Consider the following 25899-nt stretch of genomic DNA (forward strand, 5'->3'; position numbering starts at 1 on the left):
ATGATGGTTCATGGTGCGTGGGTGGGTCAGTGGATGAGCGTGTCCAGCGACTGGACGATCAAGCCCCGGGTGCGGGCGTAGGCCGCGCGCGCCGTGTCGAGGTAGGTAGGCTCGAAGCCATGGCCCGTCGCGTCCCTGAGGCGCGGGGGAATGGTGATGTTGGCGGGCGGCACGCTGTTGGCACCGGTGAGGCGCAAACCGTTGATGACCAGGTCGATGCTGGCGAGCACATAGTCGCCTCGCAGCGTGGGCGAAGCTGGAGCGACATGCACCACCTGGGCCGCGACGTTCGGACGCGCAGCCCGGATGGCATCGTGGGCGTTGTTGACGAAGAGGTTGCCTTGCGAGTGGGCCACCAGCAGCAGGCTGGCGCCCTCGTCGGCATAGCGCAGCAGCCGTTCAAGGTGGGCGGCCCGGTTTTCGTAGGTGGGGGACTGGGTGAACAGCGTGAGCAGCTTGAGCGTGCTGGCTGTCAGCTGGTTGAGGGCGGCGCTGGCGGTGGCGTCCAGCCACTGCAACAAGGCGTTTCCCCCGGTGCCCAGCAGGTGGAGCAGGCGCCCGGTGGTCGAGGTGTCGTGCTGATGGCGCCCGGTCAGAATGTCCCAGAAGGTTTCCCAGCGGTCGGCGAACACGCCGCCCAGTTCCCGGCTGCGCTGCTCGAACACCTCGGCCACGTCTTCAAGGCACGAGGGTTTGCCCATCACACCTTCCCCGCAAGCGGTCTGGTTGTAGAACCAGTCGTACTTGAGTGGCGCTTCATTGTGCTGAGAGCCGAATTCGACTTCGAGCCGGTCAATGCTTTTCTGTGCTGCCTCTCTCGTATTCGCCACCCCGTTGAAGAACCCGATCACCACTTCCTTTCGCGACTTCACCGTCCACCACCCCGAGTTGCTGCAGTCGGTGCAGGTGGCGGTGAAGGTGATGGGGGTGTTGGAGCGTTGCTTGGGCACGTACTGCAGCAGCAGACGGCCGTTGCTGTCGGTTCGCCAGTGGTTGCATCCCGCCCCACACAGCAGGCCGCCATGCTGGCCGTTGTCGGAAAGCTGAACCTTGACGGGGTGCTGGGTGATCGGCCTGCCGTCGAGCGATACCTGGGCCGTGAGATCGATGGGCGTGAGTTCCTTGTCGACGGTGTCGTGGGTGCCAACCAGCGTCACGGTGTAGGGCATGTAGGTGGGTGTCACGCAGGCTGCGTAGGCGTTGGGGTCATCGCTCTGCTTGCACACCCCCTTGGCATCGCAGAGGGTGTTGAGCGCCCGCAGTTCCCGCACTTCCACCCGGTAGCTATAAGGCTCGGGAACGTTGTAAAGCACCCCTGATGAAGTGGACCCGCCCCAGTACTCACAGCGGGTGTACTGCCCACGGGCCGGAGGATCACATCGGAGTGGGATGGCGCCGAAGCTCGCATAGAGGAATTCGGCCATGGAGGGATCCCCTCGGTAGGCGCGATAACCATCAAAGAACTCGTGCTGCAGTTTTTGCTGCGGCGTCAGCGCCCACTCGGCGGGGAAGGAGACATCGCCCCACGAGTACAGGGAGAAGCATGTGGCTTCGGCGTTGGCCCGAAGGTGCGTGGTGGCCCCGAGGAACAGCAATACCCATAACCAAAAACGAAGTCCCTTTTGCATATGCATCCTTGATTTTGAATTCCTTCTTCCTATTTTTCAAAACCAAAAATCAATGTAAATACCTCATTTTTGGGGTTCTGAGTGTCGCAACACCCGGCGGTACTGCACCGCCTCCGCCACGTGCGCGGTGGCCACCGCTTCCGCGCCCGAGAGGTCGGCGATGGTGCGCGCCACGCGCAGGGCGCGGTGCGTGCTGCGCGCGCTCCAGCCCAGGCGCGCGGCGGCGGTGTGCAGGAACTTCAGCGCGGCCGGTTCGGCGTTCACGTGCGCGTCCAGCGCCTGCCCGGCCAGGGTCTGGTTGGTGCTGCCCTGGCGGGCCTGTGCGCGCTGGCGCGCGAGGTGCACGCGCTCACGCACGGTGGCGCTGGGCTCGCCGGCCGCGCCGTGCAGCAGGTCGTCCGGCGGCAGCGCGGGCACCTCCACATGCAGGTCGATGCGGTCGAGCAGCGGGCCGCTGAGCTTGCCCTGGTAACGCGCGATCTGGTCGGGCGTGTCGCGACAGGCGCGCGTGGGGTGGCCCAGAAAACCGCAGGGGCAGGGGTTCATCGCGCCGATGAGCTGGAAGCGCGCCGGGAACTCGCTCTGCATGGCCGCGCGCGAGATGCGGATGTGGCCGCTCTCCAGCGGCTCGCGCAGGGCCTCCAGCGCCGAGCGTGGAAATTCCGGCAGCTCGTCGAGGAACAGCACGCCCTGGTGCGCCATGGAGATCTCGCCCGGCCGCGGCGGCGAGCCGCCCCCCACCAGGGCCACGGCGCTGGCGCTGTGGTGGGGCGCGCAGGTCGGGCGCTGGCCCCAGCGCTCCAGGCTGAAGCGCCCGGCCAGCGAGGCCACGGCGGCGGACTCCAGCGCCTCCAGCGTGCCCATGGGCGGCAGCAGGCCGGCAAAACGCTGGGCCAGCATGGACTTGCCCGAGCCCGGCGGGCCGACCAGCAACAGGCTGTGGCCGCCGGCCGCGGCGATCTCCAGCGCGCGCTTGGCGGCCACCTGGCCCTTGACGTCGATCAGGTCGGGGTAGCGGGGCAGGGCGGCGCGCGCGGTGGGCGCCAGGCGGGCCCAGCCGGCCTCGTCGGGTGGCGGCGGTGGCGCCGTGTCGGACTCGCGCTCGGGCAGGAAGCGCGCGACCACATCGAGCAGGTGGCGCGCGCGGTAGACCTGCGCCTGCGGCACCAGCGCCGCTTCCTCGGCGCTGCCCGGCGGCAGCACCAGGCGGGTCGGGCGCTCGGTGTCCTGCCGGTGCACGGCCAGGCTCATGGCCAGCGCGCCGCGCACCGGCCGCAGCTCACCACCGAGCGAGAGCTCGCCCGCGAACTCCCAGCCGGCCAGCCGCGCCGCGTCGATCTGCCCGCTGGCGGCGAGGATGCCCAGGGCGATCGGCAGATCGAAGCGGCCGGAGTCCTTGGGCAGGTCGGCCGGCGCCAGGTTCACGGTGATGCGCTTGTTCGACGGGAACTCCAGCCCCGCGTTGGCGATGGCCGAGCGCACGCGCTCGCGCGCTTCCTTCACGCCGGTGTCGGCCAGGCCGACCAGCGTGAAACTGGGCAGGCCGTTGGCGAGGTGGACCTCGACGCAGACCGGGCGGGCTTCCAGGCCGAGCAGCGCGCGGCTGTGCACCAATGACAGACTCATGTGTGGTTTCTCCCTGTTTCGGTGCGCGCCCAGGCCACCCGCTGGGGCAAAAGGCGCCCCGTGGGCCGCACCCAATTGGTGCGCACAGCTTTGGTGTGGCCGTGGGCGATCGGGGCGGCGGTGGCGCCTGAAAAATCCGGGCGCGCGGCCCAACTGTAGGTGGCCGCCAGGACCCGAACCCGGGGGGGTACGCGGGCGGGGGCCGTTGGCACGGTCCATGCTTGGGGGTGTAAGCGATTGAATCCGGGCCGTGGAGTTCCATGGTCCCTCCGCAAACCGCGGTGTCGGCCCTCCGGTCTGAGCACCCTTCCGTTCTAGAAGAGGAATCACAGCATGAAAATGGTTTCAGCCATCATCAAGCCGTTCAAGCTGGACGAAGTGCGCGAAGCACTTTCCGGCATGGGCGTGCAAGGCATCACCGTCACCGAAGTCAAGGGCTTCGGCCGCCAGAAGGGCCACACCGAGCTGTACCGCGGCGCGGAGTACGTGGTCGACTTTCTGCCCAAGGTCAAGATCGAGGCCGCCGTGTCCGACGAGCTCGTCGAGCGCGTGATCGAAGCCATCGAAGGTGCCGCGCGCACCGGCAAGATCGGCGACGGCAAGATTTTCGTCACTTCCCTGGAACAGGTGGTGCGCATCCGGACCGGCGAGACCGGCAAGGAAGCGCTCTGATCGCCGCCCCCTGAACAAGAAAGATCACGGACATGAAAAAACTCATCGCAACCCTGTTCCTGGGCATGGGCCTGGCCTTCGGTGGCCTGAACGCCATGGCGCAGACCGCCGCGCCCGCGGAGGCCCCCGCGGCCGCCGCCCCTGCCGAAGCGGCGCCGGCCGCGGCCCCCGCTGCGGCTGAAGCAGCCCCCGCTGCCGCCGCCGAAGCCGCGCCGGCCGCTGCCGCGCCCGCGCTGGACACCGGCGACACCGCCTGGATGCTGACCTCCACCATGCTGGTCATCCTGATGACCATCCCGGGCCTGGCCCTGTTCTACGGCGGCCTGGCCCGTTCGAAGAACATGCTGTCGGTGCTGATGCACGTGTTCGTCATCTTCTCGCTGATCACCATCCTCTGGTGCGTCTACGGCTACAGCCTGACCTTCGTGGGCGAAGGCAAGTTCGTGGGCGGCTTCGACAAGGTCTTCCTCAAGGGCATCACGGCCGACACGCTCTCGGGCCTGCTGCCGACGATCCCCGAGTTCGTCTTCGTGGCCTTCCAGTCGACCTTCGCGGCCATCACCTGCGCGCTGATCGTGGGCTCGTTCGCCGAGCGCATCAAGTTCTCGGCCGTGCTGCTGTTCTCCGTGATCTGGTTCACCTTCAGCTACATCCCGATGGCCCACATGGTCTGGGGCGGTGGTCTGCTGGGCGCCGACGGCGCGCTGGACTTCGCTGGCGGCACCGTGGTGCACATCAACGCCGGTATCGCCGGTCTGGTGGGTGCCTACGTGGTGGGCAAGCGCATCGGCTACGGCAAGGAAGCGCTCACCCCGCACAGCCTGACGCTGACCATGGTCGGTGCCTCGCTGCTGTGGGTCGGCTGGTTCGGCTTCAACGCCGGCTCGGCGGGTGCCGCCAACGGCGTGGCCGGTCTGGCCTTCATCAACACCATCCTCGCCACCGGCGCGGCCACGCTGTCCTGGATCGCGGGTGAAGCGCTGCACAAGGGCAAGGGCTCCATGCTGGGTGCCGCTTCGGGTGCCGTCGCCGGCCTGGTGGCGGTCACGCCGGCCGCTGGCTTCATCGGCCCGATGGGCTCCATCGCCCTCGGTCTGATCGCCGGCCTGGTCTGCCTGTGGGGCGTGGGTGGTCTCAAGAAGATGCTGGGTGCCGACGACGCGTTCGACGTGTTCGGCGTGCACGGTGTCGGCGGCATCGTCGGCGCCATCCTGACGGCGGTGTTCGCCGCCTCCAGCCTGGGCGGCGTCAAGGCCGACGACTACGCCATCGGCGCCCAGCTCTGGGTGCAGATCAAGAGCGTGCTTGTGACCATCGTCTGGTCCGGCGTGGTGTCGTTCGTGGCCTACAAGATCGTGGACATGATGGTCGGCCTGCGCGTCAGCGAAGAAGCCGAGCGCGAAGGCCTGGACATCACCTCGCACGGCGAGACGGCCTACAACCGCTGAGTTCTCCTGGGATCGATCTCCCCCTGGTGGGAGGTCCAGCCCGCGAGCCGACAGGCCCGCGGGCTTTTTTCATGCCGGGGCTCGGCGGCGGGCGACGTCCCTCAGGTACAGCAGCAGCAGGCGCACCAGTTCCGAGCGGACCGCCGTCGACGCCAGCTCGCCGCGGCGGATGGCGTTGTGGATGACGCCATCCAGCGCGTCGGACACGAGGGTGCCCGCGAGCGCGTCCGCGGCCGCCGCGGTCGCCTGGCCGCGGTAGTGGGCGACGGCGCTGGCGTGGCAGCCCAGGTAGGTTTTTTCGAAGGCGCTGTGCGGGTCGCGCAGGCCTTCGGCGGCCAGGACCTCGTCGAGCAGGACCTGGTGCAGGCCAGGGTTCCCGGCGTGCACCGCGATCATGTCGTCGACGAGTGCTTCGACGTACCGCCTCAGGCTTTTCCCGGCGGCCGGCTTTTGCACCGCCGACAGGCAATCGTCCAGGTGCTGGCGGCGGATCGCGTCGATCAGCGCGTGCTTGTCGGGAAAGTACTGGTAGAGCGATCCGATGCTCACGCCGGCGGCCTCCGCGACCGCGTTGGTCGTGAACCCCGCCCAGCCGCGCTGGCCCAGAATGCGAGCCCCTGCCTGGACGATCGCGTCCACCGTCGTGCGCGAGCGGGCCTGGCGAGGTTGTTTGCGCATGGGCGCGGACGCGGCGGGAATGCGAGTAGACATGCGGCCTCCCAGGTCAGAGGATGTGAGCCATTGACTCACATTCTGAAGGAGATGGGCCATGAGCTCTCTGGCATCGCTGCAAAGCCTGTTCCGCTACCAGGCCTGGGCGCACGGCGAACTCGTCGACGCACTCCAAGGGCTCGATGCCGGGGGCCACGCCCCGGCGCGGCACGACGCGCTGCGGCTGCTCAACCACGTCCTGACCGTCAACCGGATCTTCATGGCCCACCTGACCGGGCAGCCGCACGGCTTCACGGCGGACAACACGCCCGACACGCCGACGCTGGCGGCCCTGGGGAAGGCCCTGCGCAACGCGGACCGCTGGTACCTGGACCACCTGCGCGACCTGACCCCCGAGGCGCTGGCCGAGCCCTGGCCTTTCGCCTTCACCGATGGAGACCGAGGGTGCATGACGCGCGAGGAAATGCTGCTGCACGTGATCGTGCACGGCAGCTACCACCGGGGCGAGGTGGGGCGCCTGCTTCGCCAGGCCGGCGCGCCACTGCCCTGGGACACCTTCGCGGTCCACCTGCATGGCCGCGAGCCTCAGCGGCGGGCCGCACCGGCGGGGGTTCTCTAGTCGAGCCGGATGCCAGCCTGCCGGACCACCTTGCCCCACTTGTCGTACTCGCTGCGCACGAAGCGCGACAGCTCCTCGGGCGTGCTGCCGGCGGGCTCGGCGCCCAGCGCGCTCAGGCGCTGCAGCAGGGCCGGGTCTTTCAGCGCGCTCACCACCTCGGCCTGCAGCCGCTGCACGATGGCCGGCGGCGTGCCGGCCGGCGCGAACAGGCCGTACCAGGCGCTGACCTCGTAGCCGGGCACGCCGGACTCGGCGATGGTGGGCACCTCGGGGAAGGCGGACGAACGCCGCGCGTTGCGCCACCGCGATCGGGCGCAGCTTGCCGGCGCGGATGTGCGGCTCCACCGTGGCCAGGTCGAAGGTCATGTTCACCTGACCGGCCACCACGTCGGTCACGCCCTGCACCACGCCCTTGTAGGGCACGTGCACGATGTCCACGTTCGCCATCGTCTTGAGCAACTCGCCCGCGAGGTGCTGCGAGGCCCCCGCGCCGCCGGAGGCGTAGGTCAGCTTGCCGGGGTTGGCGCGCGCATAGGCCAGCAGCGAGCGCATGTCGGTGGCCGGCACGGCCGGGTTGGTCACCAGCATCAGCGTGCCGCTGGCGCACCAGGCTGATGGGCGTGAAGTCCTTGAGCGTGTCGTAGGGCATGCGCGAGAACAGGTGGGCGTTCACCGCGTTGGTGCCGATCGAGCCCATCAGCAGCGTCAGGCCGTCGGGCTTGCTCTTGGCGACGGTGTCGGCGCCGATGTTGCCGCTGGCCCCGGGCTTGTTCTCCACCACGAAGGGCTGGCCCAGGCGCGGGCTGGCGTGCTGCGCGATCGCGCGCGCCAGGATGTCGGTCAGGCCACCGGCCTGGAACGGCACCACGATGCGCACGGGAGCGCTGGGGTAGTCGCTCGCGCCGTGCGCGGTGAGGCCGCAGGCGGCCAGCAGCAGGGCGGTGATGGTTTTTTTCATGGTGTGTCTCCTCATTGTGGTGGGGGAAATCGGGATCAGTGCGTGCCGTCCAGGATGGCGCCGTCGGCCTGCAGGCGCGAGCGCAGCGCCTGCACGGGCAAGGTGGCGAAGTCGGCAACACCGGCGCCGCTGTCGAGCAGCAGGGCCGCGGCGGTGCCCGCGGCCTGGCCCATGGCCAGGCAGGGGCCCATCACGCGCGCCGAGCCGTTGGCGCCGCGGTCCGAGGAAAAGATGCGCCCGGCCGCCACCACGTTGCGCACGCCCTGCGGCAGCAGGCAGCCCCAGGGAATGTCGTAGGAACCCCCATCGCGCACCGGAATGCGGATCTGCCCGGTGCCCGACTGGTGGATGTCCACGTGGTGCGAGCCCTTGGCGATGCCGTCGTCGCGCTTGCGCGCGCTCAGCACGTCGTCTTCCGACAGGCTGTCGTGGCCGACGATGCGGCGCGTCTCGCGCACGCCCACGCGGGTGGCGATGCCGCTGAAACCGGCCTGCTCGAAGCCCGGCACATGGCGCTGCATGAACGCGCTGCATTGCCAGACCTGGTCGGACAGCGTGGCGCAGCGTGGCGCTGAGGGCCTGCGTGCGGGTGCCGTCGATGCCGCCCACGCGCGTGCTGTTGAGGCAGACCTCGCCGCGCTGGCGCGAGGTGGGCTGGACCATGATGAGCGCCGTGGGGTAGAGCTCGCCGCGTTCGATCGCGCCCGCCACCAGCGGGCCATCGCCCTTGAGGAACACCGTGGGCTCGCCCTGGGCCTGCGCGGCCTGCGCCAGGGCCTGGTCGGTGCGGCCCTGGCGGATCGCCTCGCTCTCGCCCAGCGCGAAGTGCTCGGGGTGCGCGTGCAGGAACTCGAGCAGCGGCGCGGTGCGCACGCCGGCCATGCGGAACATCATGGAGACCGGCTGCATCTCGCCCTGGCTGCCGCCGTGCAGCGCCTGGCCGCCCGCGGCGCGCACGATGTCGGCGTCGCCCGAGCAGTCGATGAACAGCGGCGCGCGGATCTCGGTCAGGCCCTCCTTGTTGCGCACCTGCAGCGCGTGCACCGTGCCGCCGTCGCGCACCACGCCGGTGGCGGTGGTGTGCAGCAGCAGCTGCACACCGGCGCGCGCCAGGCAGCGCGCCACCGCGAGCTTCATCACCTCCGGGTCCAGGCACACGTACCAGATCAGCCGCCAGTCGTTGAGCGGCCCGATGTAGCCGCCCAGGCGCTCGCACTCGGCCAGCAGCTCGCGGCCCGTGCCGCCCAGGATCCATTCGCCGCGCGCGTTGAGCGCGCCGTCGATCGCCATGCCGCTGACCAGCTCGCCGCCGGGCAGGGCGCCGGCCTCCACCAGCGTGACGCGCGCGCCGCCGCGCGCCGCGGCCAGGGCCGCCGCCACGCCCGCCGCGCCGGCGCCCAGCACCACCACATCGCTGTCCATCGCCTGGCGCGTGACCGCGAAATCCTCGAATGTCTGCATCGTGTCCCACTTTCCGTTGGTGTGCCGATCCCGTGATCGGCCCTGGGGAAATTATTCCGAGCGCGGTCGATGGCAGGGGCATGGGTGCGCCCGGTTTTTCCGTATAGTGGACAAAATGTCTTCCGCCATTTCTTCGCCCGATGGGGCCCGCAGCCTGCACCGCGCCATCGGCCTGCTGCGCCTGCTGTCCATGCGCACCGCCACCGGCTGGCGGCTGAGCGACCTCGCGCAGGAGGCCGGGCTGGAACATTCGACCGTGCACCGCATGCTGGCCTGCCTGCTCGACGAGGGGCTGGCCGTGCGGGTGCCGGGCACGCGGCGCTACTCGCTGGGGCCGCTGGCCCACGAGTTCGGCGTGGCCGCCGCGCCGCACTTCGCGATCGAACGCCTGGCCGCGCCCGGGCTCGCGCGGCTGGCCGCCGAAACGCGCGACATCGTGTTCCTGAACGTGCGCAGCGGCGCCGAGTCGGTGTGCGTGGCGCGCTTCGAGGGCCGCAAGGCACTCAAGGCCTACACCGTGGACGTGGGCACGCGCCGCCCATTGAGCCTCTCGGCCGGTGGGGTCGCCATGCTGATCGCGTTGCCCCGCGCCGAGCAGACGCGGCTGGAAGCGCAGAACCTGCAGGCCATCGTGCGCCGGGGCGAGGCGCGCCAGACGGCGGTGCGGCGCATGGTGCAGCGCTCGCGCCGGCTCGGTTATGGCTTCAACCAGGAGGACATCATCCCGGGCATCGCCGCCCTGGGCGTGGCGATCCGCAGCCCGTCGGGGGCGCCGGTGGCCTCGCTGAGCCTGGCCGCGACCGGGGCCGACCTGGCGGCCCGCCAGCCGCGCCTGCTGACCTTGCTGCGTGCCGAGGCCGAGCGCATCGCCGCGCAGCTGGCGCCGCTGCGATACCCCCCCTGATATCGCCTGCCGGCCGCGCCTATGATGCGCGCCCGACACCCACATTCAGGAGGAGTCCCATGTTCCGTGCACCACCGCGCCTTGTCGCCCTCGTTCTGTTCGCCAGCCTGGGCCTGAGCAGCCTGCCGGGGCAGGCCGCCAGCGGCGGTCAGCGAAAAGCGCCGTCCAAGGTCACGTTCCACAAGGCGCCGTCGGAAGAAGCGCCGGCCGCGCGCGACAAGCGCCTCAAGCGCGAGTGCCAGGGCCGGCCCAACGCCGGCATGTGCATGGGCTACACCCGTTAGGGCACGCCGCGATTGCATCGCGGCGTGCAGAAAATTCAAAGCCGGAAAGAGGTCGGGCGACTACCATCGTCGCCATGTCTTTCCCGCCCCACGAGACCCCCGGCGAACTGATCGACCGGGTCCGCGCCGCCGCGGCCGCGCACGCACCCCTGCACATCGCCGGAGGCCGCACCAAGGCCTTCTACGGCGAGGCCGTCGCGGGTGACACCCTGTCCACCACCGGCTGGTCGGGCATCGTCAGCTACGAGCCGACCGAGCTGGTGGTCACGGTGCGCGCGGGCACGCCACTGGCCGAGCTGGAGGCGGTGCTGGCCGAGCGCGGCCAGTGTTTCCCGTTCGAACCACCGCACTTCGGCCCTGGCGGCACTGTGGGCGGCATGGTCGCCGCGGGCCTGGCCGGCCCGGCGCGCGCCAGCGCCGGCGCGGTGCGCGACTACGTGCTCGGCGCGCGCTTCATCAACGGGCGCGGCGAGCTGCTCACCTTCGGTGGCCAGGTCATGAAGAACGTGGCCGGCTACGACGTGAGCCGCGTGCTCGCGGGCTCCCTGGGCACGCTGGGCGTGATCACCGAGGTCAGCCTCAAGGTGCTGCCGGTGGCGCCGGCCGAGGCCACGCTCGTGTTTGCACTCGGCCAGCACGAGGCGCTGGAGCAAGTGCACCGCTGGGGCGGCCAGCCACTGCCGGTCAACGCCAGCCGCTGGACCGCGGACCGCCTCACCGTGCGCCTGCGCGGTGCCGTCGCGGCGGTGGAGGCCGCCTGCGAGCGCCTGGCGCGCGAGGCCGGCGGCACCCGCCTGGACCCCGCGCAGGCCGGCCGCGACTGGGCCGACGCCCGCGACCAGCGCCTGCCGTTCTTCGAGGCACCGGCGGCCGACCTGGGCCTGTGGCGCCTGTCGGTGCCGCAGACCGCGCCGGTGCTGGACCTGCCCTGGGCCCCGCTGATCGAATGGCAGGGCGCGCAGCGCTGGCTGTGGGCGCCCGCGGGCGCGGCCGGCCAGATCCGCGCGGCCACCGCGGCCGTGAACGGCCACGCCACGCTGTTCCGCGCCGGGGCCGACGGCGCGCCCGGCGTGCCGCGCTTCCACCCGGCGGCCACCGCCATCCAGACCATCACGCAACGCCTGCGCGCCGAGTTCGACCCGGCGGGCATCTTCACCCCGGGCCGCATGGGCTGACCGGAACCGAGCGACCATGCAAACCCAGCTCTCTCCCGAATACCAGCAGCGCGCCGACGGCCGCGCGGCCGAGGCCATCCTGCGCAAGTGCGTGCACTGCGGCTTCTGCACCGCCACCTGCCCCACCTACCAGCTGCTCGGCGACGAACTCGACGGCCCACGCGGGCGCATCTACCTGATGAAGCAGGTGCTCGAAGGCGCCGAGCCCACGCGCAAGACCCAGCTGCACCTGGACCGCTGCCTCACCTGCCGCAACTGCGAAAGCACCTGCCCGAGCGGGGTGGACTACGGCCACCTGGTCGACATCGGCCGCCAGATCGTGGACGAAAAGGTGCCGCGCCCGATGGGTGAAAAGGCCGTGCGCTGGTTGCTCAAGGAGGGCCTGACCTCGCCGCTGTTCGCGCCGGCCATGAAGCTCGGCCAGATGGTGCGACCGTTGCTGCCCGGCCTGCTCAAGGACAAGGTGCCCGCGCCGCGCGCGGCCGGCGCCTTGCCCACGCGCACGCACGCGCGCCGCGTGCTCCTGCTCGCGGGCTGCGTGCAGCCGGCGATGATGCCCAGCATCCACGCCGCCACGGTGCGCGTGCTCGACGCCGCCGGCATCCAGGGGGTGCTCGCGCCCGAGGCCGGGTGCTGTGGCGCGGTGAAGTTCCACCTGAACGACCAGGACGGCGGGCGCGCCCAGATGCGCGCCAACATCGACGCGTGGTGGCCGCTGATCGAAGGCGGCGTCGAGGCCATCGTGATGAACGCCTCGGGCTGTGGTGTGACGGTGAAGGCGTACGGGCACATCCTTCAGGGCGACCCGGCCTATGCGGCCAAGGCCGCGCGCGTGAGCGAACTCACGCGCGACCTGAGCGAGCTGCTGCCCGCGCTGGTGCCGGTGCTGCGGCCCTTGTTGAAGCAGGCGCCGGACGCGGCGCGCGTGGTGGCCTTCCACCCGCCCTGCACGCTGCAGCACGGCCAGCAACTCAAGGGCGGTGTGGAGCAGCACCTGGGTGCCTTGGGTTTCACGGTGCAGGTGGCGAACAACGAGGCGCATCTGTGCTGCGGTTCGGCCGGCACCTACTCGGTGCTCAACCCCGAGATCGCGCACACCCTGCGCGACCGCAAGCTCGGCCACCTGGATGAGCTGCGGCCGGCGGTGATCGCCAGCGCCAACATCGGTTGCATCACGCACCTGCAGAGCGGCACGGCCACGCCGGTGCGGCACTGGGTCGAGGTGCTAGACGAGGCTTTGGGGTTCTGAGTTTTCCGCTCCACCGGGTTGACGAGGTCGGGTGGTCCGGGCAGGCTGGCGCCGGCCGCTCGCGGGCGTCTGCCCGGGCCCACCGCCACCCTTTCGTCAACACCGGGTGGGCGCGCACCCTCTGTGGCAACCGCGAATGGGGCCGGCGCCCTCCTGCCCGGACCACCCGCCCCACGACAAAAGTAGGCGTGCCAAGCTGGGTGTGCCCACGCTTCTTGCAGGACAGTGGCGGCGTCCGAATGCGCAGGCCCCCATTCGCGGTTGCCACAGAGGGTGCGCGCCAACCGTGGTGTTGATGAAGTGACGTTTGCGTGCCCGGGCAGACGCCCGCGAGCAGGGCCGGAGCAGTCGGATCCCGCCACTGTCCTGACGCGAGGTCTCCCGCCAGGGCCTTCAGCGCGCCGCCGCCGCTGAGCCGGGTGAGACGCGGCCGCGCTGGCCGATCGCATCCCGATGGCGGCGGCTGCAGGGCACCGTGGAGCCATCGCGCATGGTCAGGCGCGCATCGCCGCTGTCCAGCGGCTCGATCTCGGCGACATGGTCGAGGTTCACCGCGTGGCTGCGGTGCACGCGCACGAAACGCTCCGGGTCCAGCTGCTGCAGGAACTCGGTGAACGTCGAGCGCAGCAGATAGTCGTGCCCATTGACGTGCAACCCCACGTAATTGCCCTGGGCCTGCACCCACTCGATGTCCGACGCGGCCACCAGGAACTCGCGGCGCAGCTTGCGCACCAGAAAACGCGCCGGACGCGGCGCGGGCAAGGGCGCCGCGTCGGCGCCGCCAGGGGCCGGCTCCGGGGCATCGAGCAGCTTCGCCTCGCCGGTGAGCCGCAGCATCAGAAAGCGGTAGCTCATCAGCGCCGCGACGATCAGGGCGTAACTGCGCACGTCCTTCAGGTACTCGTAAGCCAGCTGCAGCGGCCAATCGCCGAAGCCATAGCGCGCGCCCACGAGCGCGTAGGCGGCCTGGCGCAGCAACACCATGCCCGCCACATGCAGGACGCAGAACACCACGCTGGCCACCAGATGCAGCGGCAGGGCGGTGCGCAGCGTCTCCCAGCGCAGCGGCACGCCGCGCTCGAACACCACGATCGCCGGGATCAGCAGGCCGGTGGCCAGGGCGCTGGAGACCTCCCACACCACCGGCTGCCACGCGGCGACCCGCGGCAGGTCCACCCAGGCCACCAGGGTGTTGAAGGCCGCCTGCAGCGCCAGCACCCCCACCCAGAACGCCACTTCGACCCGGCGGCGGATCGCCGGGTAGCGCGCAAACCAGTCGGGTGCATAGGCCATGGCCGCCAGTCTAGGCCCGAGGGGCCGCCCCGCCCATCCCTGCGGTGAGCCACCCGTCACAGCCGGCCCACGGGTCGTCCCAAAGCGCTGCGTGGGAGCGCGCGCCGGGCCAAGAATCGGCGCCTTTCCCGTCCGACCGAGGGGCCCTTCATGAACCGCCGACACGACATCGATGCCCTGCGCGCCCTGGCCTTCGGCCTGGTCATCCTGTACCACGTGGCGATGTACTACGTCGCCGACTGGCATTGGCATCTGAAAAGCCCGCACGTCGCCGAATGGCTGCAGTGGCCGATGCGCGCGCTCAACCTCTGGCGCATGGACCTGGTGTTCCTGATCTCCGGCGTGGCCTTCGCGTTCCTGCGGCAGGGCCACGCGCCGCTGAGGCTGATCGGGCGGCGCAGCCTGCGCCTGGGGGTGCCGCTGGCGTTCGGCATGGCCGTGGTCGTGCCTTACCAGGTGTATGTGCAGGTGGTCGACAACGGCAGCATCGGGCCGGGTTTCCTGGCCTTCCTGGCGCGTTACTTCACCGGCGGCCCCTGGCCGCGCGGCGCCTTCGACGGCTGGGAGGCCGGTGTCACCTGGAACCACCTCTGGTACCTCGCCTACCTGTGGGTGTACACGGGGGTGCTGGCGCTGCTCACGCCGGTGCTGGACTCGGCCGCAGGCCAGCGCCTGCGCATAGCGTTCACCCGGCTGCGCGGCCCGGCGCTGCTGCTGTTGCCCGTGGTGCCGCTGGCCCTGTACTCGTTCACCCTCTGGCCGCGCTTTCCACCCACCCACGATCTGATCCACGACGCCTGGCTGCACGCGGTGTACTTCACGCTGTTCGTGTACGGGTACTGGATCGGGGTGGACGCGGGGCTCTGGGCCGCGCTGCGCCGCCTGCGCTGGATCGCCCTGGCGCTGGCGCTGGGCTGGTTCGCGCTGCACGTGGGCCTGCGCACCGCGGCGGTGGGCGGGGCGCCCGGCTGGCGCCTGGCGGCGCGGCTCGCGGCCGACGCTTACCTGTGGACCACCCTGGTGGCGGTGCTGGGCTGGGCCCACCACCGGCTCAACCGGCCCTGGCCCTGGCTGGGGTGGGCCAACGAATCGGTGTACCCCTGGTACGTGCTGCACCAGACGCTGATCCTGGCGCTGGCCGTGCTGCTGGCGCCGCTGGCGCTCGGGCCGGTGGCGGAGCCGGCCGTGCTGCTGCTGGGCACGGTGCTGGGCTGCTGGGTGCTCACCGATGGCCTGGTGCGCCGCTCGGCGTGGCTGCGCCCGCTGTTCGGCCTCAGCCCGCGAGCGCGGCCTCGATGTCCTTCGCCAGCTTCTCCGGCGCGTCCTGCGGCGCGTAGCGCTTGAGCACGCGGCCGTCCTTGCCCACGAGGAACTTGGTGAAGTTCCACTTGATGGCCTTGCTGCCCAGCAGGCCCGGGGCCTCGGCCGTGAGCCACTGGTAGAGCGGGTGCGCGTTCGCGCCGTTGACGTCGATCTTGCCCATCATGGGAAAGCTCACGCCGTAGTTGAGCTGGCAGAAGCTGGCGATCTCGTCGTTGCTGCCCGGGTCCTGGCCGCCGAACTGGTTGCTCGGAAAACCCAGCACCACCAGGCCGCGCGCGCCATACGCCTGGTGCAGCTTCTCCAGCCCGCCGAACTGCGGCGTGAACCCGCAGGCGCTCGCGGTGTTGACGATCAGCAAAGGCTTGCCCTCGAACTGCCGCAAAGGCACGGGCTTGCCGTCGATGGACTGGGCTTCGAAGTCGTAGATGCTGCTCATGCGGGCTCCTGGGACGGGTGTGGGTGCAGTGTGACGGATTGTGCGCCGCAGCGGGGATGTACGACGAAAGGTGCATTCGCGGGCGCTGGCGTAACGCTTCCCCCTTCCCCCGGCCTGGGCGGTGCGGGCATACTGACCCGCAACATCCAATAACGAATCTGGGGCTGGAGATGGTGGCTGCATACACCGTGGCGCTGGTGGGGTTCTCCCAGACCGAGTCGTCGACATTCGAATCGTTCTTTCGCCTGGCCTCGCGCCGGCCGCCGGGCTACCTGGTGCAGGACGAGGTCATGGACGCGCAGATCCTGATCGTCAACGCCGACAACGTGCAGGCCGTGGTGCTGGTGCGCGACGCCGAGCTGCCCGGCCGGGTGATGCTGGTGGGCAGCTCCGACGGCGGCACCGGCTGGCCGCTGCAGCGCAAGCCCGTCAAGCTGGTGCGCATGCTGGCCGCGCTCGACGAGATCGTGGGCGCCACCCGGCCCCCGCCCGCGCGGCGCCGCGCGCCCGATGCCGCGAACGGCGGCGAGCCCTTCCCGCCGTCCCAGTTCCAGGGCCTGGACGCGAGCATGCAGCTGGCCAGCGGGCGCGCGATGCCCACCCCCCAGCACCCGCCCCAGGTCGCGCCCGGCGCGGGGGCCGACCGGGGTTTTGCCCTGACCCAGCCCTATGGGGCCTTGCTGCCGCTGCCTGCTGTGGCGCCGGCCGCGCGCGTCGGCCGGCGCCGCTCGCCCGACACCGAGTTTCCGCCCACGCGGCCGCTGGTGCGCGGCGAGGTGGTTGCTGCTGCTCCCGCGCGCGGCAGCGCCGTGCCAGCGCCCGCGCCGGCCGCACGCCCTGGCGTGATGCGCATGACCGACTTCGGCAGCCTCGAAGACCTGCCCGCGCCGGCCGCGCCCCGCACCCGCTCACCCAAGTCCCGCCTCAGCGCCGACAAGGCCGCGCCCGCGCCCGACGTGCCGCGCGGCGACATGCTGCTGGTCGCCGAGAGCCTGGTGGAAGGGCGCATCCTGCTCAAGCGCTTCAAGAAGTACGGCCTGACGGTGGACTGGTCGCGCGAAGGCGCGCAGGCGCTGGTGATGCTCAAGGCCCATGCCTACCGCGTGGTGGCGATCGACCGCCTCAAGGGTGAGCCCGACGCCAACCACATCTGCCGCGCCGCCAAGCAGACCAAGGGCCCCAAGGGCGCACCGGTGGTGATCATGTTCGCGCCCACCGCGGGCAGCATGGACCGCATGAAAGCCGGGCTGGCCGGCAGCGACGCCTACCTCTCACGCTCCGTGGGCGAGGCCGAGCTCTACAAGGTGCTGGCCCAGCACCGCCTGGTGAGCCTCAACGGTTTCGCGCCCACCAACGTCGGGTTCTAGGAAGCACCCCCGCCGCGCTTCGCGCGACCCCCTCCAGGGGGCAACACCAGCGGCCCGGCAAAGCCGGTTCCGCGGTGTTTCTGGACGGGCGTCACTTCGCGCGTTGCGCCTCAACCGTGCAGGTCGTCGCGGCGGGCGATTTCCAGCAGGCGTTCCAGTTCGTGCGGGTGCGTGCGCTGGTTGTGGCGGTGCCACAGCGCGATCAGCGCCATGCAGCCAGCCACCAGCACGCCGAACGCCGTGATGGCCGCGAACGCCGACCAGCCCATGCCGGTGGAGAAGCTGTAAAGCGCGCCCAGGCTCAGGATGCAGGCCTGCTCGTTGAAGTTCTGCACCGCGATCGAGCGGCCCGCGCCCATCAGGTTGTGGCCCCGGTGCTGCAGCAGCGCGTTCATCGGCACCACCAGGAAACCGCCCAGGCCGCCCAGCAGCACCAGGAAGGGCGCGGCCACCCAGACGTTGTCGATGAAGTTCATCAGGATCACCAGCACCCCCATGGCGATGCCCAGCGGCATCACGCGCGTGGCCTGGTCCAGCCGCATGCGCATCGACGCGACCACCGCGCCCACGGCGGTGCCCAGCGCCACCACGCCCACCAGCGACGAGGCCTGGGTGGTGCCATAGCCCAGCGCGGCGCCGGCCCAGGCCAGCACGATGTAGCGCAGGTTGCCCGAGACGCCCCAGAACAGCGTGGTGGTGGCCAGCGAGATCTGGCCCAGGCGGTCGCGCCACAGGCGGCTGTTGCAGCGCCAGAAATCGGGCAGCAGGGCCAGCGGGTTCTTCGGCATGGGCCGCGGCGTCACGCCGGTGAGCGGAATGCGCGTGTTGAACCAGGCCGCCAGCGCGTAGACCACCACGAGCGCGGCCACCGCCGCTTCGGCCGCATGGTGGATGCCGGGCAGGTCGAGGGCCAGCAGCCGGGCCGAGATCCAGGGGCTCACCAGCTGGCCGCCGAGCAGCACGCCCAGGATGATGGAGGCGATCGTGAGGCCTTCGATCCAGCCGTTGGCCTTGACCAGCTGCGAGGGCGGCAGCAGCTCGGTGAGGATGCCGTACTTGGCCGGCGAGTAGGCCGCCGCGCCCAGGCCCACCAGGGTGTAGGCCAGCAGCGGGTGCACGCCCGCGAGCATCAGCAGACAGCCCGCGACCTTGATGGCGTTGCTGATGAACATGACCTGGCCCTTGGGCCTGGCGTCCGCGAAGGCGCCGACGAAGGGCGCGAGCACCACGTAGAACAGGGCGAAGAGCGGCACCAGGGCGGCGCTCTGCCACTCGGGTGCGCCGCGCGTGCGGAGCAGTTCGATCGCGGCCACGAACAGCGCGTTGTCCGCCAGCGAACTGAAGAACTGCGCCGTCATGATGGTGTAGAAGCCGCGCTTCATGGAGATGATTTTGTGTGCCGGGGCGTTTCAGCCAGGGGGAGCTGAGCCGATGCACCGGCCTTTTTTGTGCGACAGTTGACGGGTCTCCAGACGATGCCGGGTTATAGCACGCCACCCTGAAAATACCGGGGCGGGTTCCACCGGGTTTTCACCCGGCAGTCCAACCCGCGACTTCCCGCACGCTCCCTCGACGAAGACCGCACCCTGCCGCCATGCCCCGTCCCATCCTTGCCACCGTCCATGCCGACGCCCTGCAGCACAACCTGGCGCGCGCGCGCCACTTCGCGCCCGATGCGCGCGTGTGGGCCGTGGTCAAGGCCAATGCCTACGGCCATGGCATCGAGCGCTGCTTCGACGCGCTGCGCAGCGCCGACGGTTTTGCCCTGCTGGACCTGGCCGAGGCCGAGCGCCTGCGCGCGCTCGACTGGCGCGGCCCCATCCATTTGCTCGAAGGCGTGTTCGAGCCGCGCGACCTGGAGCTGTGCTCGCGCCTGCACCTGTGGCACACGGTGCACTGCACCGAGCAGGTCGACTGGCTGGCCGCGCACAAGACGCAGGTGCCGCACCGCATTTTTCTCAAGCTCAACAGCGGCATGAACCGCCTGGGGTTCACGCCCGCGGCCTTCCGCAGCGCCTGGGCGCGGCTCAACGCGCTGCCGCAGGTGGACGAGATCTCGCTCATGACGCACTTCAGCGACGCCGACGGCGCGCGCGGCATCGCGCACCAGGTGGCCGCGTTCGAGGCCGCCACCGCCGACCTGCCCGGCGAGCGCACGCTGTGCAACAGCGCGGCCATCCTGCGCCACGCGAAGCTGGCGCTGCGCGGGGCGCAGAGCCTGTCGGCCGACTGGGTGCGCGAGGGCATCGCGCTGTACGGCAGCGCGCCCGATTTCCCCGAAAAGCGGGTGAGCGATTGGGACCTGCAACCGGCCATGACGCTGTCCAGCCGGGTGATCGGCACGCAGACGCTGCAGGCCGGCGATACCGTGGGCTACGGCTCGACGTTCACGGCCGAGGGGCCGATGCGCATCGGGGTGGTGGCCTGTGGTTATGCGGATGGTTATCCGCGGCACGCGCCCACGGGCACGCCGGTGCTGGTGGATGGGGTGCGCACGCGCCTGATCGGGCGGGTGAGCATGGACATGATCACGGTGGATCTTTCTTCCGTTCCGTCCGCGGGGATCGGGGCGGAGGTGGTGTTGTGGGGGCGGGCCTCGTCGTCTTCCGGCGAGGTGCTGCCGATCGATGAGGTGGCTTCTTCCGCGGGCACCATCAGCTATGAGTTGATGTGCGCGGTGGCGCCTCGGGTTCCGTTTGCGCTCTCCTGATGTAAGGTTTTTCTTTCGTGGCGAGCCGGGTCTCGGCCCGGCCACACGGCACAGGCGGGATCGGATTCGGGATCGGGGGCGGGCTCCCCCTCATTCGTTCTGTTGCTTCAGCGTCCCGGCGAACAGTGTGCGAACCCGTAGCGCTCGCAGAAGGGGCTGCCGAGGATGGGCAGCCATGTCGGGATGTCGTGGAATTCGCGCGCGACTTCGGCGAGCACGGTGTCGTGGAAGGGCTGGTATTTGAAGCCTTGGCCGTCGACGGCGTAGAAGGCGACGCCGTCCACCTCGAAACGTTTGGCGCTCACGCGCTCGAAGTAGGGTTCGAAGTCCGCCAGCTGGGGTTCGTCGTAGAGGAACACGCGGATGGGCTGGCCGTCGTACCGGCGGAAGTCGATGATCTGGTCGTCCTGCCGCGCATGGTGTTTGCCCACGCCGAAGACGGGCACGTATTGCTTGTGGTGGAAGGCGAGCATGGCCGCCGGGTTGTAGGTGCGGCCCATGAGGGTGGCGCCCGCCGGCAGGTCTTTCTCCAGCGCGGCGACCACGGCGGCGGTTTCGCGCAGGAAGACCGCGCGGTCGTAGATCTTGAAGGGCTGCCACCAGGCGAGCGGTGCCCAGGCGATGGCGGCGACCACGAGCAGGTGGGGCACCGAGAGCGCCACGGTCCAGGTCAGGCAACGGCGCAGCGCGCGCGGGTCCAGCCGCAGGCCGGCCCAGACCACGAACAGCGGCACGAAGCCCAGCACCCAGTGCAGGCCGATGGTGCGGCGCGTGCTCAGCAGCGCGAACAGGATCAGCGGGAACAGCCACAGCACGGCCAGGGTGCGGGAGGTGGTGGGCGAGACGCCGGGCGCCACGCGCGCGGCGGCGGCGCGCCACAGCAGCCAGGGCGTGAGCAGGTAAAGCGCCATCGCGAGGTACACGCCGAAGGTCTCGAACGACCAGGCCGAGCCCTCGTTGCGGTTGAACACGTTGAACATCACGTTGCTCCAGCCGTGCGTGGCGTTGAAGGCGATGTTGAGCGCGATCGAGGGCAGGGCGAGCACGAAGATGAGGAACGGGCCCCACCAGCGTTCGCGCCGCCAGCCGAAGCAGTGCGCCGCGTAGGCGAAGCCCAGCAGCGCCGCGAAGTACTTGGAGAGGAAGGCCAGGCCGAGGAAGGCGCCGGCCAGCGCGTACCAGGGCGCGCTGCGCTGCGCGCTGGTGTCGGCGCGCAGGTAGCACCAGGCCGAGAGCACCATGAAGAAGATCAGCGGCGTGTCGGTGGTCACCAGCACGAACATCCACGACCAGGGCATCGCCAGGTAGACAGCGCCCGCCAGCCAGGCACTGGCCTCGCGGTCTTCGGGCAGGAAGCGGCGCAGCAGGTCCACCACGCCGAGCGCGATGAGGCTGGTGAGCAGCAGCGTGAAGCTGCGCAGCGCCAGCGGGTGGTCGCTGATCTGGCGCAGCGCCGCGATCAGCCAGCCCACCATGGGCGGGTGGTCGGAGTAGCCCCAGGACGGGAACACGCCCCACTGGTAGAAGAAGGCCTCGTCGCCGGTGATGGGGAAACCGGCGGCGATGACCAGCTTGAGCAGCAGGGTGGCGGCGAACGCGACCCAGAAGATCTGGCGCGAGGTGTGGGCGGAAAACTCGGAGGCGTGCATGGTCAGGGAATCAGGCGTCCAGGGCGAGCAGGCTCACGCCCACCACGATCAGCGTGCAGCCGGCCACGCGCAGCCACGAGAAGGGTTCGCCGAGCCAGAGCACGCCCAGCGCGAGCGTGACCACGAAGCCCAGGCTCACCAGCGGGTAGGCCACGCTCACGTCCAGCCGCGAGAGCACCCACAGCCAGAGCACGGCGCTGGCGCCGTAGAGCATCAGGCCGACCCACACCAGCGGGCTGCTGAGCGCCTGCAGGTAGGTGCCGCCGACGTCGGCGGCGGCGCTGGGCGCGCCCATGCCGCGCTTCATGGCGATTTGCGCGGCCGAAGACAGCAGCACGCAGAACAGGGCCAGGCCCAGGGCGATGGATTTCATGGGAGGGGGTGTCCTGGGTTCAGAAACCGACGGGGCGCACGAAGCCGATGCCGCCCATCACGAGCAGCGTGGCCCAGCTGAACGGGTCTTTCAGCGCGAACTGCAGCGGGTCCTCGCCGTGCAGCTCGCGCCGCCCGGTCTTGAGCCAGATGCGCATGACCCACAGCAGCAGCACGGGCGCGGCGGCCCACAGCCAGTCGGCGTGGGCGTAGAGCTTCTGGCTGTTCTGGCTGTCGATGTAGAGCGTGAGCACCAGCACCGCCATGAAGCCGCTGGACATGCCCATGGCGCGCAGCGAGGCCAGGTCGCGCGGCTGGTAGCCCCGGCCGGGCGCGAGCGTGCTGCGGTCGTCCGCCAGCTCTTCGAGCTCGGCGCAGCGCTTGACCAGCGCCAGGCTCAGGAACAGGAAGATCGAGATCGCCAGCAGCCAGTTGGACAGGTCCACCCCCGAGGCCACCGCGCCCGCGCCGATGCGCAGCGTGTACAGGCCCGAGAGCACCAGCACGTCGATCAGCGCCAGCCGCTTGAGGTACATCGAGTAGGCGAGCGTGGTCACGGTGTAGGCCAGCAGCATCACGGCAAAGCCGATCGAGACCGCGAAGGCCAGCACGAAGGCCAGCACCAGCATGGCCGCGCCCAGCCCCACGGCGGTGGTGATGCCGATGGCCCCCGAGGCCAGCGGGCGGTTGCGCTTGATGCGGTGCGCGCGGTCGTTGGGCAGGTCCAGCAGGTCGTTGACCAGGTAGGTGGCCGAGGCGCACAGGCCGAAGGCGATGAAGGCGAGGAAGACCGCGCCCCAGAGCGCCGGGTCCAGCGAGTGCGCGGCCAGCAGCGGGATGAACAGCAGGCCGTTCTTGGACCATTGCTTGAGCCGGATCGCGCGCAGCACGGTCTTGAGGCTCAGCGGCTCGCGTTCGAACACCCGCGCCTGCGGGTGCGTGCGCTGCAGCGAGGCCACCACGCCGCTCGGGGCGTTCACCGCCACCGCCTCGGCGCTGCCGGCCCACACGTCGAGGTCGTCGCGGCTGTTGCCGGCGTAGGCCCAGCTGCCGTGCCCCTGGGCGCGGGCGTGGGCGTCGATCGCCGCGCGCTTGTTGCCGCGGCTGAGGTTGATGCCGTCGGCCTGCGCGTTGGTGCCCAGGCTGTCGTCGAACACGGCCAGGTGCGAGGCCACGTCCTGCACGATGCGCGCGTCGGCCGCGCTGGCGAGCACCAGGGGCCGGCCGCGCGCGTGTTCGTCGCGCAGGTACTGAACGAAGGGCTCGTTGTAGGGCAGGCGCGCGGGGTCGGGCCGCACCGCGCTGGCCAGCCGCTGCTTGAAGCCGGCCTTGCCCAGCGGGAGCCAGGTGAGCATGCGCAGCAGGTTCAGCGGGTTGGCGCGCACGAACAGCATGGCCGATTCGTGCAGGGTGTCGCTGCGCGTGAGCGTGCCGTCCAGGTCCACATAGAGCGGGCAGGCATCGGTCGGCGCGGGGGTGGTGTTGGGCGTCAAGGTGTGCGTCCAGGGAAGTGTGGGCCGATTTTAGGGGTCGGTCCTCACTTCCCTCGTGACGCGCCGGCCCGTTTCTCCCCGGTCCGTGCATTGCGCACGCTGCGGTGGTTTCGGCGCGCCGCGCCCGGGGGCTCAGCCCCTGACGGGTCGCGGCGGCAGCTTCAGGCGGCCGGCCAGCCAGTGCAGCGCGATCGCCGGCACCAGCAGGCACAACAGGCCCAGCGCCCAGGCGATCCACACCAGGGGCGTGACCCAGGCCATCAGGCCGCTGCCCGAGGGCAGAACCTGGCCCAGCCACTGCACCAGGCCCAGCCACGCGCCCTGCATGGTTTTCACCCAGGCCGGATCGACCCACAGGGCCAGCCAGTCGGGCACCGGCCATTGGCCCGCGGCGGTGGCCAGGTCGGTCGCCTGGCCCGTGCCCACCAGGGTCAGCAGCCATTCGGTGATCTGCACCGAGGCCGCGGCCAGGCCGGTCCAGCACAGGGCCAGCAGGCCGAACACCCCCCAGATGAGCGGCTTCATGACAGGGCTCCCACCGACCAGGCGACCCGGCGGGTCGCCGGCTGCTGCCGCCAGGCCCGGGTGAAGGTGTCCAGCAGGGCGGCTTCGCCATCGGCCTCGTGGCCGTCGGCCTGCACGATGGCCTGGCACAGGTCCACCACCAGCGTGCGCAGGGCGGGGTCGCGCACCTCGTCCAGCAGCTGCTGGCGCAGGGCGTCGTCCATGTCGGCCGAGCCGCTCCAGCGGCCCTGGGCGGCGGCCAGCAGGTCCTCGCAGAAGTGGTCGAGCACGGTCTTGAGGGCTCTGGCGCTCAGGCCCAGCCGGCGCGAGGCCCGGATGCGGTCGAGCGCGCGGATTTCGGTCAACGAGTAGTTGCCGTCGGCCACCAGGGCCATGGCCAGCAGGCGCGCGGCCGCCTGCGGGCTGTTGGTGGGATAGGTGCGCATGGGCGTCGATGTCCTTGGAGAGGGAAAGCCTCGACGATACGCAGTTTTGAACTTCGCAAAAAGCAGCAAATCAGAGAAGCAATATCCTAAAAATACGAAGCATGGACCCGGAACTCAACTACAAGCACCTGTATTACTTCTGGGTCACGGCCAAGGAGGGCGGCATGTCGCACGCGGCGGCCCGCCTGGGCATGGCGGTGCAGACCGTGAGCGCGCAGGTGCGCCAGCTGGAGCAGTCGCTCGGCCACGCGCTGTTCAAGCCGGCCGGGCGCGGCCTGGCGCTCACCGAGGCCGGGCAGACCGCGCTGGCGCTGGCCGAGCAGATCTTCTCGCTCGGCGAACAGCTGCGTGGCGCGGTGAGCGATGCCGCCAGCCAGCAGCGGGTGCGCCTGGTGGTGGGCATCTCCGACGGCCTGCCCAAACTGGCGGTGCGCGAGCTGCTCGCGCCGGTGCTGACCGAAGCGAACCTGCGCCTGCTCTGCCACGAGGACAGCTTCGACGACCTGCTGGCCGCGCTCGCGCTGCACCGGCTCGACGTGGTGCTGTCCGACCGGCCCGCGCCGGCCAACCCCAACCTCAAGCTGTACAGCCACGCGCTGGGCGCCTCGCCCCTGGGCTGGTACGCGCCCTCGGCCCTGCTGGCCCAGGCGCGGAGCGACTTTCCGCGCGGCCTGTCGCAGGTGCCGGTGCTGCTGCCCACGGCGCAGTCCTCGGTGCGCCTGCGCATCGACCAGTGGTTCGAGCGCCAGCGGGTGGCGCCGCGCGTGGTGGGCGAGTTCGAGGACAGCGCCCTGTTGCGCACCTTCGGCGCCTCGGGCATGGGCGTGCTGCCGGCCGCCGAGCGCATGCGCGAGCAGCTCGCGCAGGCTTATGGCCTGGCCTGGGTCGCGCCCTGCGACGGGGTGCAGGAGCACTTCTATGCGATCGGCACCGCGCGCAAGGTGCAGCACCCGCTGGTGCAGCGCCTGCTCAGCGCGGCGATCGCCTGAGCCGCCCGCGGCCGACCGCCACGAAGGCCAGACCCACCAGCAGGAACACCACCAGCAGGCCCAGCGCGTTCAGCAGGGTGCGTGGGTAACCCAGCGTGCGCACGCGATGAACGGGTAGGGGTAGGTGCCGAGCCAGAGGCCGCGCAGCAGCGCGTAGCCCAGGTAGGCCAGCGGCCAGGCGGCCCAGGCCAGCGGCGCGCGCCAGGCCATGCGGGCGGGCGGCACCGCCAGCCACCAGTGCAGCACGCCCAGCAGCGGCACGGCGTAGTGCAGGGTGATGTCGGCCAGCTTCTGCAGGCCCTGCGGATCCCACACGTGGCGCAGCAGCAGGTGGTAGGTGAGGCCCACCAGCGCGATGTTCACGGCCACCGCCGTGGCGACCCCGGGCCGCCGGAACCAGCGCCCGGCGGCGCTGCCCGGCCGCCAAAGCGCCAGGCTCAGGCTCACGGCCACCAGCAGGTTGGTGAGCACCGTGAAATAACCGAGGTAGACCACCAGCCCGCCCAGGGGCGTGCCACCTTGCGCGACGACCAGCCGCAGCGAGAGCAGCAGCTGCAGGCCCAGGCCGAACCACGCGAGCGCGGCCACCAGAAGGCTCAGGCGCGGGTGGCGCCAGGGCAT

Annotated in this window: 26 protein-coding genes and 3 pseudogenes; 11 read left to right on the forward strand and 18 right to left on the reverse strand. The window is 70.6% G+C overall.

Features of this window, described 5'->3' with window-relative positions:
- Window positions 1–26: 26 nt before the first annotated feature.
- Window positions 27–1628, reverse strand: coding sequence for a hypothetical protein (locus tag ACFJI0_RS24815; RefSeq protein WP_382322740.1), 1602 nt, complete (start codon window positions 1626–1628; stop codon window positions 27–29).
- Window positions 1629–1691: 63 nt separating this feature from the next.
- Window positions 1692–3254, reverse strand: a complete 1563-nt coding sequence (locus tag ACFJI0_RS24820; RefSeq protein WP_382322741.1) for a YifB family Mg chelatase-like AAA ATPase — start codon at window positions 3252–3254, stop codon at window positions 1692–1694.
- A 333-nt stretch (window positions 3255–3587) separates the two neighbouring features.
- Here ACFJI0_RS24820 and ACFJI0_RS24825 point away from each other — a divergent pair, with 333 nt between their 5' ends.
- Both ACFJI0_RS24825 and amt read left to right on the forward strand, forming a co-directional pair.
- Window positions 3588–3926 carry a P-II family nitrogen regulator gene (locus ACFJI0_RS24825; RefSeq protein WP_291124926.1) on the forward strand — a complete coding sequence of 113 codons (339 nt, stop codon included), beginning with the start codon at window positions 3588–3590 and terminating at the stop codon, window positions 3924–3926.
- 32 nt (window positions 3927–3958) lie between these two features.
- Window positions 3959–5374, forward strand: coding sequence for an ammonium transporter (gene amt / locus ACFJI0_RS24830; protein ID WP_382163367.1), 1416 nt, complete (start codon window positions 3959–3961; stop codon window positions 5372–5374).
- 69 nt (window positions 5375–5443) lie between these two features.
- Here the strand turns inward: amt and ACFJI0_RS24835 are convergent, their stop codons facing one another.
- Window positions 5444–6052 (reverse strand): TetR/AcrR family transcriptional regulator, encoded by a 609-nt coding sequence (locus ACFJI0_RS24835; RefSeq protein WP_382322742.1) that lies wholly within the window; start codon window positions 6050–6052, stop codon window positions 5444–5446.
- A gap of 91 nt (window positions 6053–6143) precedes the next feature.
- On the opposite strand from ACFJI0_RS24835, the gene ACFJI0_RS24840 reads away from it, so the two are divergent.
- Window positions 6144–6665, forward strand: a complete 522-nt coding sequence (locus ACFJI0_RS24840; RefSeq protein ID WP_382322743.1) for a DinB family protein — start codon at window positions 6144–6146, stop codon at window positions 6663–6665.
- On the opposite strand, the gene ACFJI0_RS24845 is transcribed toward ACFJI0_RS24840, so the two are convergent.
- From ACFJI0_RS24845 to ACFJI0_RS24865, 5 genes and pseudogenes are all read right to left on the reverse strand, one after another.
- Window positions 6662–6907: a tripartite tricarboxylate transporter substrate-binding protein gene (locus tag ACFJI0_RS24845; protein WP_382322744.1), complete on the reverse strand. Its 246-nt coding sequence runs from the start codon at window positions 6905–6907 to the stop codon at window positions 6662–6664. The two genes, ACFJI0_RS24840 and ACFJI0_RS24845, sit on opposite strands and share 4 nt — an antisense overlap.
- Window positions 6908–6995: 88 nt before the next feature.
- Window positions 6996–7253: pseudogene (locus ACFJI0_RS24850) on the reverse strand (tripartite tricarboxylate transporter substrate-binding protein); the annotation flags it as partial.
- A gap of 76 nt (window positions 7254–7329) precedes the next feature.
- Window positions 7330–7638 (reverse strand): annotated as a pseudogene (locus ACFJI0_RS24855) (Bug family tripartite tricarboxylate transporter substrate binding protein); the annotation flags it as partial.
- 20 nt (window positions 7639–7658) lie between these two features.
- The gene (locus tag ACFJI0_RS24860; protein WP_382325820.1) at window positions 7659–8345 is read right to left on the reverse strand and encodes an FAD-dependent oxidoreductase; all 687 of its coding nucleotides are present in this window, start codon (window positions 8343–8345) and stop codon (window positions 7659–7661) included.
- 160 nt (window positions 8346–8505) lie between these two features.
- A pseudogene (locus ACFJI0_RS24865) lies at window positions 8506–9084 on the reverse strand (FAD-dependent oxidoreductase); the annotation flags it as partial.
- Window positions 9085–9199: 115 nt separating this feature from the next.
- Here ACFJI0_RS24865 and ACFJI0_RS24870 point away from each other — a divergent pair.
- From ACFJI0_RS24870 to glcF, 4 genes are all read left to right on the forward strand, one after another.
- The gene (locus ACFJI0_RS24870; protein WP_382322745.1) at window positions 9200–9988 is read left to right on the forward strand and encodes an IclR family transcriptional regulator; all 789 of its coding nucleotides are present in this window, start codon (window positions 9200–9202) and stop codon (window positions 9986–9988) included.
- A 59-nt stretch (window positions 9989–10047) separates the two neighbouring features.
- A complete protein-coding gene (locus ACFJI0_RS24875) occupies window positions 10048–10272 on the forward strand; it encodes a hypothetical protein (protein WP_382163356.1) in 225 nt (74 codons plus the stop codon).
- 74 nt (window positions 10273–10346) lie between these two features.
- Window positions 10347–11447, forward strand: coding sequence for a glycolate oxidase subunit GlcE (gene glcE, locus ACFJI0_RS24880; RefSeq protein WP_382322746.1), 1101 nt, complete (start codon window positions 10347–10349; stop codon window positions 11445–11447).
- 16 nt (window positions 11448–11463) lie between these two features.
- Entirely contained in the window at window positions 11464–12696 is a 1233-nt protein-coding gene (glcF, locus tag ACFJI0_RS24885) for a glycolate oxidase subunit GlcF (protein WP_382322747.1), read from the forward strand.
- Between the two features lie 393 nt (window positions 12697–13089).
- Here the strand turns inward: glcF and ACFJI0_RS24890 are convergent, their stop codons facing one another.
- Window positions 13090–13989 carry a LytTR family DNA-binding domain-containing protein gene (locus tag ACFJI0_RS24890; protein WP_382322748.1) on the reverse strand — a complete coding sequence of 300 codons (900 nt, stop codon included), beginning with the start codon at window positions 13987–13989 and terminating at the stop codon, window positions 13090–13092.
- Between the two features lie 150 nt (window positions 13990–14139).
- On the opposite strand from ACFJI0_RS24890, the gene ACFJI0_RS24895 reads away from it, so the two are divergent.
- Window positions 14140–15333, forward strand: a complete 1194-nt coding sequence (locus tag ACFJI0_RS24895) for an acyltransferase (RefSeq protein ID WP_382322749.1) — start codon at window positions 14140–14142, stop codon at window positions 15331–15333.
- On the opposite strand, the gene ACFJI0_RS24900 is transcribed toward ACFJI0_RS24895, so the two are convergent.
- Entirely contained in the window at window positions 15263–15748 is a 486-nt protein-coding gene (locus ACFJI0_RS24900) for a glutathione peroxidase (protein ID WP_382163347.1), read from the reverse strand. The genes ACFJI0_RS24895 and ACFJI0_RS24900 overlap by 71 nt on opposite strands.
- A gap of 170 nt (window positions 15749–15918) precedes the next feature.
- Here ACFJI0_RS24900 and ACFJI0_RS24905 point away from each other — a divergent pair, with 170 nt between their 5' ends.
- Entirely contained in the window at window positions 15919–17115 is a 1197-nt protein-coding gene (locus tag ACFJI0_RS24905; protein ID WP_382322750.1) for a hypothetical protein, read from the forward strand.
- A gap of 110 nt (window positions 17116–17225) precedes the next feature.
- Here ACFJI0_RS24905 and lplT read toward each other — a convergent pair whose 3' ends face one another.
- A complete protein-coding gene (gene lplT, locus ACFJI0_RS24910) occupies window positions 17226–18497 on the reverse strand; it encodes a lysophospholipid transporter LplT (protein ID WP_382163344.1) in 1272 nt (423 codons plus the stop codon).
- Between the two features lie 212 nt (window positions 18498–18709).
- On the opposite strand from lplT, the gene alr reads away from it, so the two are divergent.
- A complete protein-coding gene (alr, locus tag ACFJI0_RS24915; protein ID WP_382322751.1) occupies window positions 18710–19825 on the forward strand; it encodes an alanine racemase in 1116 nt (371 codons plus the stop codon).
- 107 nt (window positions 19826–19932) lie between these two features.
- On the opposite strand, the gene ACFJI0_RS24920 is transcribed toward alr, so the two are convergent.
- The 5 genes from ACFJI0_RS24920 to ACFJI0_RS24940 all read right to left on the reverse strand — a co-directional run bounded on the left by ACFJI0_RS24920 (window position 19933) and on the right by ACFJI0_RS24940 (window position 24289).
- The gene (locus ACFJI0_RS24920) at window positions 19933–21474 is read right to left on the reverse strand and encodes an ArnT family glycosyltransferase (protein WP_382322752.1); all 1542 of its coding nucleotides are present in this window, start codon (window positions 21472–21474) and stop codon (window positions 19933–19935) included.
- A 10-nt stretch (window positions 21475–21484) separates the two neighbouring features.
- Window positions 21485–21847 carry an SMR family transporter gene (locus ACFJI0_RS24925; RefSeq protein WP_382163338.1) on the reverse strand — a complete coding sequence of 121 codons (363 nt, stop codon included), beginning with the start codon at window positions 21845–21847 and terminating at the stop codon, window positions 21485–21487.
- Between the two features lie 19 nt (window positions 21848–21866).
- Window positions 21867–23339 carry a UbiA family prenyltransferase gene (locus tag ACFJI0_RS24930; protein WP_382322753.1) on the reverse strand — a complete coding sequence of 491 codons (1473 nt, stop codon included), beginning with the start codon at window positions 23337–23339 and terminating at the stop codon, window positions 21867–21869.
- Between the two features lie 132 nt (window positions 23340–23471).
- Window positions 23472–23864 (reverse strand): hypothetical protein, encoded by a 393-nt coding sequence (locus tag ACFJI0_RS24935; protein WP_382322754.1) that lies wholly within the window; start codon window positions 23862–23864, stop codon window positions 23472–23474.
- Window positions 23861–24289 (reverse strand): TerB family tellurite resistance protein, encoded by a 429-nt coding sequence (locus tag ACFJI0_RS24940; protein ID WP_382322755.1) that lies wholly within the window; start codon window positions 24287–24289, stop codon window positions 23861–23863. The genes ACFJI0_RS24935 and ACFJI0_RS24940 overlap by 4 nt, the downstream gene beginning before the upstream one ends.
- A gap of 101 nt (window positions 24290–24390) precedes the next feature.
- On the opposite strand from ACFJI0_RS24940, the gene ACFJI0_RS24945 reads away from it, so the two are divergent.
- On the forward strand, window positions 24391–25278 hold the full coding sequence (locus ACFJI0_RS24945) for a LysR family transcriptional regulator (protein ID WP_382322756.1): 888 nt from the start codon (window positions 24391–24393) through the stop codon (window positions 25276–25278).
- Here the strand turns inward: ACFJI0_RS24945 and ACFJI0_RS24950 are convergent.
- Entirely contained in the window at window positions 25259–25381 is a 123-nt protein-coding gene (locus ACFJI0_RS24950) for a hypothetical protein (RefSeq protein WP_382322757.1), read from the reverse strand. The genes ACFJI0_RS24945 and ACFJI0_RS24950 overlap by 20 nt on opposite strands.
- Window positions 25348–25899 (reverse strand): Pr6Pr family membrane protein, encoded by a 552-nt coding sequence (locus ACFJI0_RS24955; protein ID WP_382322758.1) that lies wholly within the window; start codon window positions 25897–25899, stop codon window positions 25348–25350. Before ACFJI0_RS24955 ends, ACFJI0_RS24950 begins: the two co-directional genes overlap by 34 nt.

Origin of the sequence: Hydrogenophaga sp. UC242_53 (assembly GCF_042696965.1) — a bacterium.
Lineage (GTDB): Bacteria > Pseudomonadota > Gammaproteobacteria > Burkholderiales > Burkholderiaceae_C > Hydrogenophaga.

Bases quoted from the DNA above. Each gene is read 5' to 3' on its own strand.
- lplT (WP_382163344.1), bottom strand. From the start codon at position 18,497: ATGAAGCGCGGCTTCTACACCATCATGACGGCGCAGTTCTTCAGTTCG.
- ACFJI0_RS24900 (WP_382163347.1), bottom strand. From the start codon at position 15,748: ATGAGCAGCATCTACGACTTCGAAGCCCAGTCCATCGACGGCAAGCCC.
- ACFJI0_RS24945 (WP_382322756.1), top strand. From the start codon at position 24,391: ATGGACCCGGAACTCAACTACAAGCACCTGTATTACTTCTGGGTCACG.
- ACFJI0_RS24890 (WP_382322748.1), bottom strand. From the start codon at position 13,989: ATGGCCTATGCACCCGACTGGTTTGCGCGCTACCCGGCGATCCGCCGC.
- glcE (WP_382322746.1), top strand. From the start codon at position 10,347: ATGTCTTTCCCGCCCCACGAGACCCCCGGCGAACTGATCGACCGGGTC.
- glcF (WP_382322747.1), top strand. From the start codon at position 11,464: ATGCAAACCCAGCTCTCTCCCGAATACCAGCAGCGCGCCGACGGCCGC.
- ACFJI0_RS24870 (WP_382322745.1), top strand. From the start codon at position 9,200: ATGTCTTCCGCCATTTCTTCGCCCGATGGGGCCCGCAGCCTGCACCGC.
- ACFJI0_RS24920 (WP_382322752.1), bottom strand. From the start codon at position 21,474: ATGCACGCCTCCGAGTTTTCCGCCCACACCTCGCGCCAGATCTTCTGG.
- ACFJI0_RS24955 (WP_382322758.1), bottom strand. From the start codon at position 25,899: ATGCCCTGGCGCCACCCGCGCCTGAGCCTTCTGGTGGCCGCGCTCGCG.
- ACFJI0_RS24860 (WP_382325820.1), bottom strand. From the start codon at position 8,345: ATGGCCCGCTGGTGGCGGGCGCGATCGAACGCGGCGAGCTCTACCCCA.
- amt (WP_382163367.1), top strand. From the start codon at position 3,959: ATGAAAAAACTCATCGCAACCCTGTTCCTGGGCATGGGCCTGGCCTTC.
- ACFJI0_RS24895 (WP_382322749.1), top strand. From the start codon at position 14,140: ATGAACCGCCGACACGACATCGATGCCCTGCGCGCCCTGGCCTTCGGC.
- alr (WP_382322751.1), top strand. From the start codon at position 18,710: ATGCCCCGTCCCATCCTTGCCACCGTCCATGCCGACGCCCTGCAGCAC.
- ACFJI0_RS24875 (WP_382163356.1), top strand. From the start codon at position 10,048: ATGTTCCGTGCACCACCGCGCCTTGTCGCCCTCGTTCTGTTCGCCAGC.
- ACFJI0_RS24825 (WP_291124926.1), top strand. From the start codon at position 3,588: ATGAAAATGGTTTCAGCCATCATCAAGCCGTTCAAGCTGGACGAAGTG.
- ACFJI0_RS24935 (WP_382322754.1), bottom strand. From the start codon at position 23,864: ATGAAGCCGCTCATCTGGGGGGTGTTCGGCCTGCTGGCCCTGTGCTGG.
- ACFJI0_RS24905 (WP_382322750.1), top strand. From the start codon at position 15,919: ATGGTGGCTGCATACACCGTGGCGCTGGTGGGGTTCTCCCAGACCGAG.
- ACFJI0_RS24925 (WP_382163338.1), bottom strand. From the start codon at position 21,847: ATGAAATCCATCGCCCTGGGCCTGGCCCTGTTCTGCGTGCTGCTGTCT.
- ACFJI0_RS24940 (WP_382322755.1), bottom strand. From the start codon at position 24,289: ATGCGCACCTATCCCACCAACAGCCCGCAGGCGGCCGCGCGCCTGCTG.
- ACFJI0_RS24840 (WP_382322743.1), top strand. From the start codon at position 6,144: ATGAGCTCTCTGGCATCGCTGCAAAGCCTGTTCCGCTACCAGGCCTGG.
- ACFJI0_RS24815 (WP_382322740.1), bottom strand. From the start codon at position 1,628: ATGCAAAAGGGACTTCGTTTTTGGTTATGGGTATTGCTGTTCCTCGGG.
- ACFJI0_RS24835 (WP_382322742.1), bottom strand. From the start codon at position 6,052: ATGCGCAAACAACCTCGCCAGGCCCGCTCGCGCACGACGGTGGACGCG.
- ACFJI0_RS24820 (WP_382322741.1), bottom strand. From the start codon at position 3,254: ATGAGTCTGTCATTGGTGCACAGCCGCGCGCTGCTCGGCCTGGAAGCC.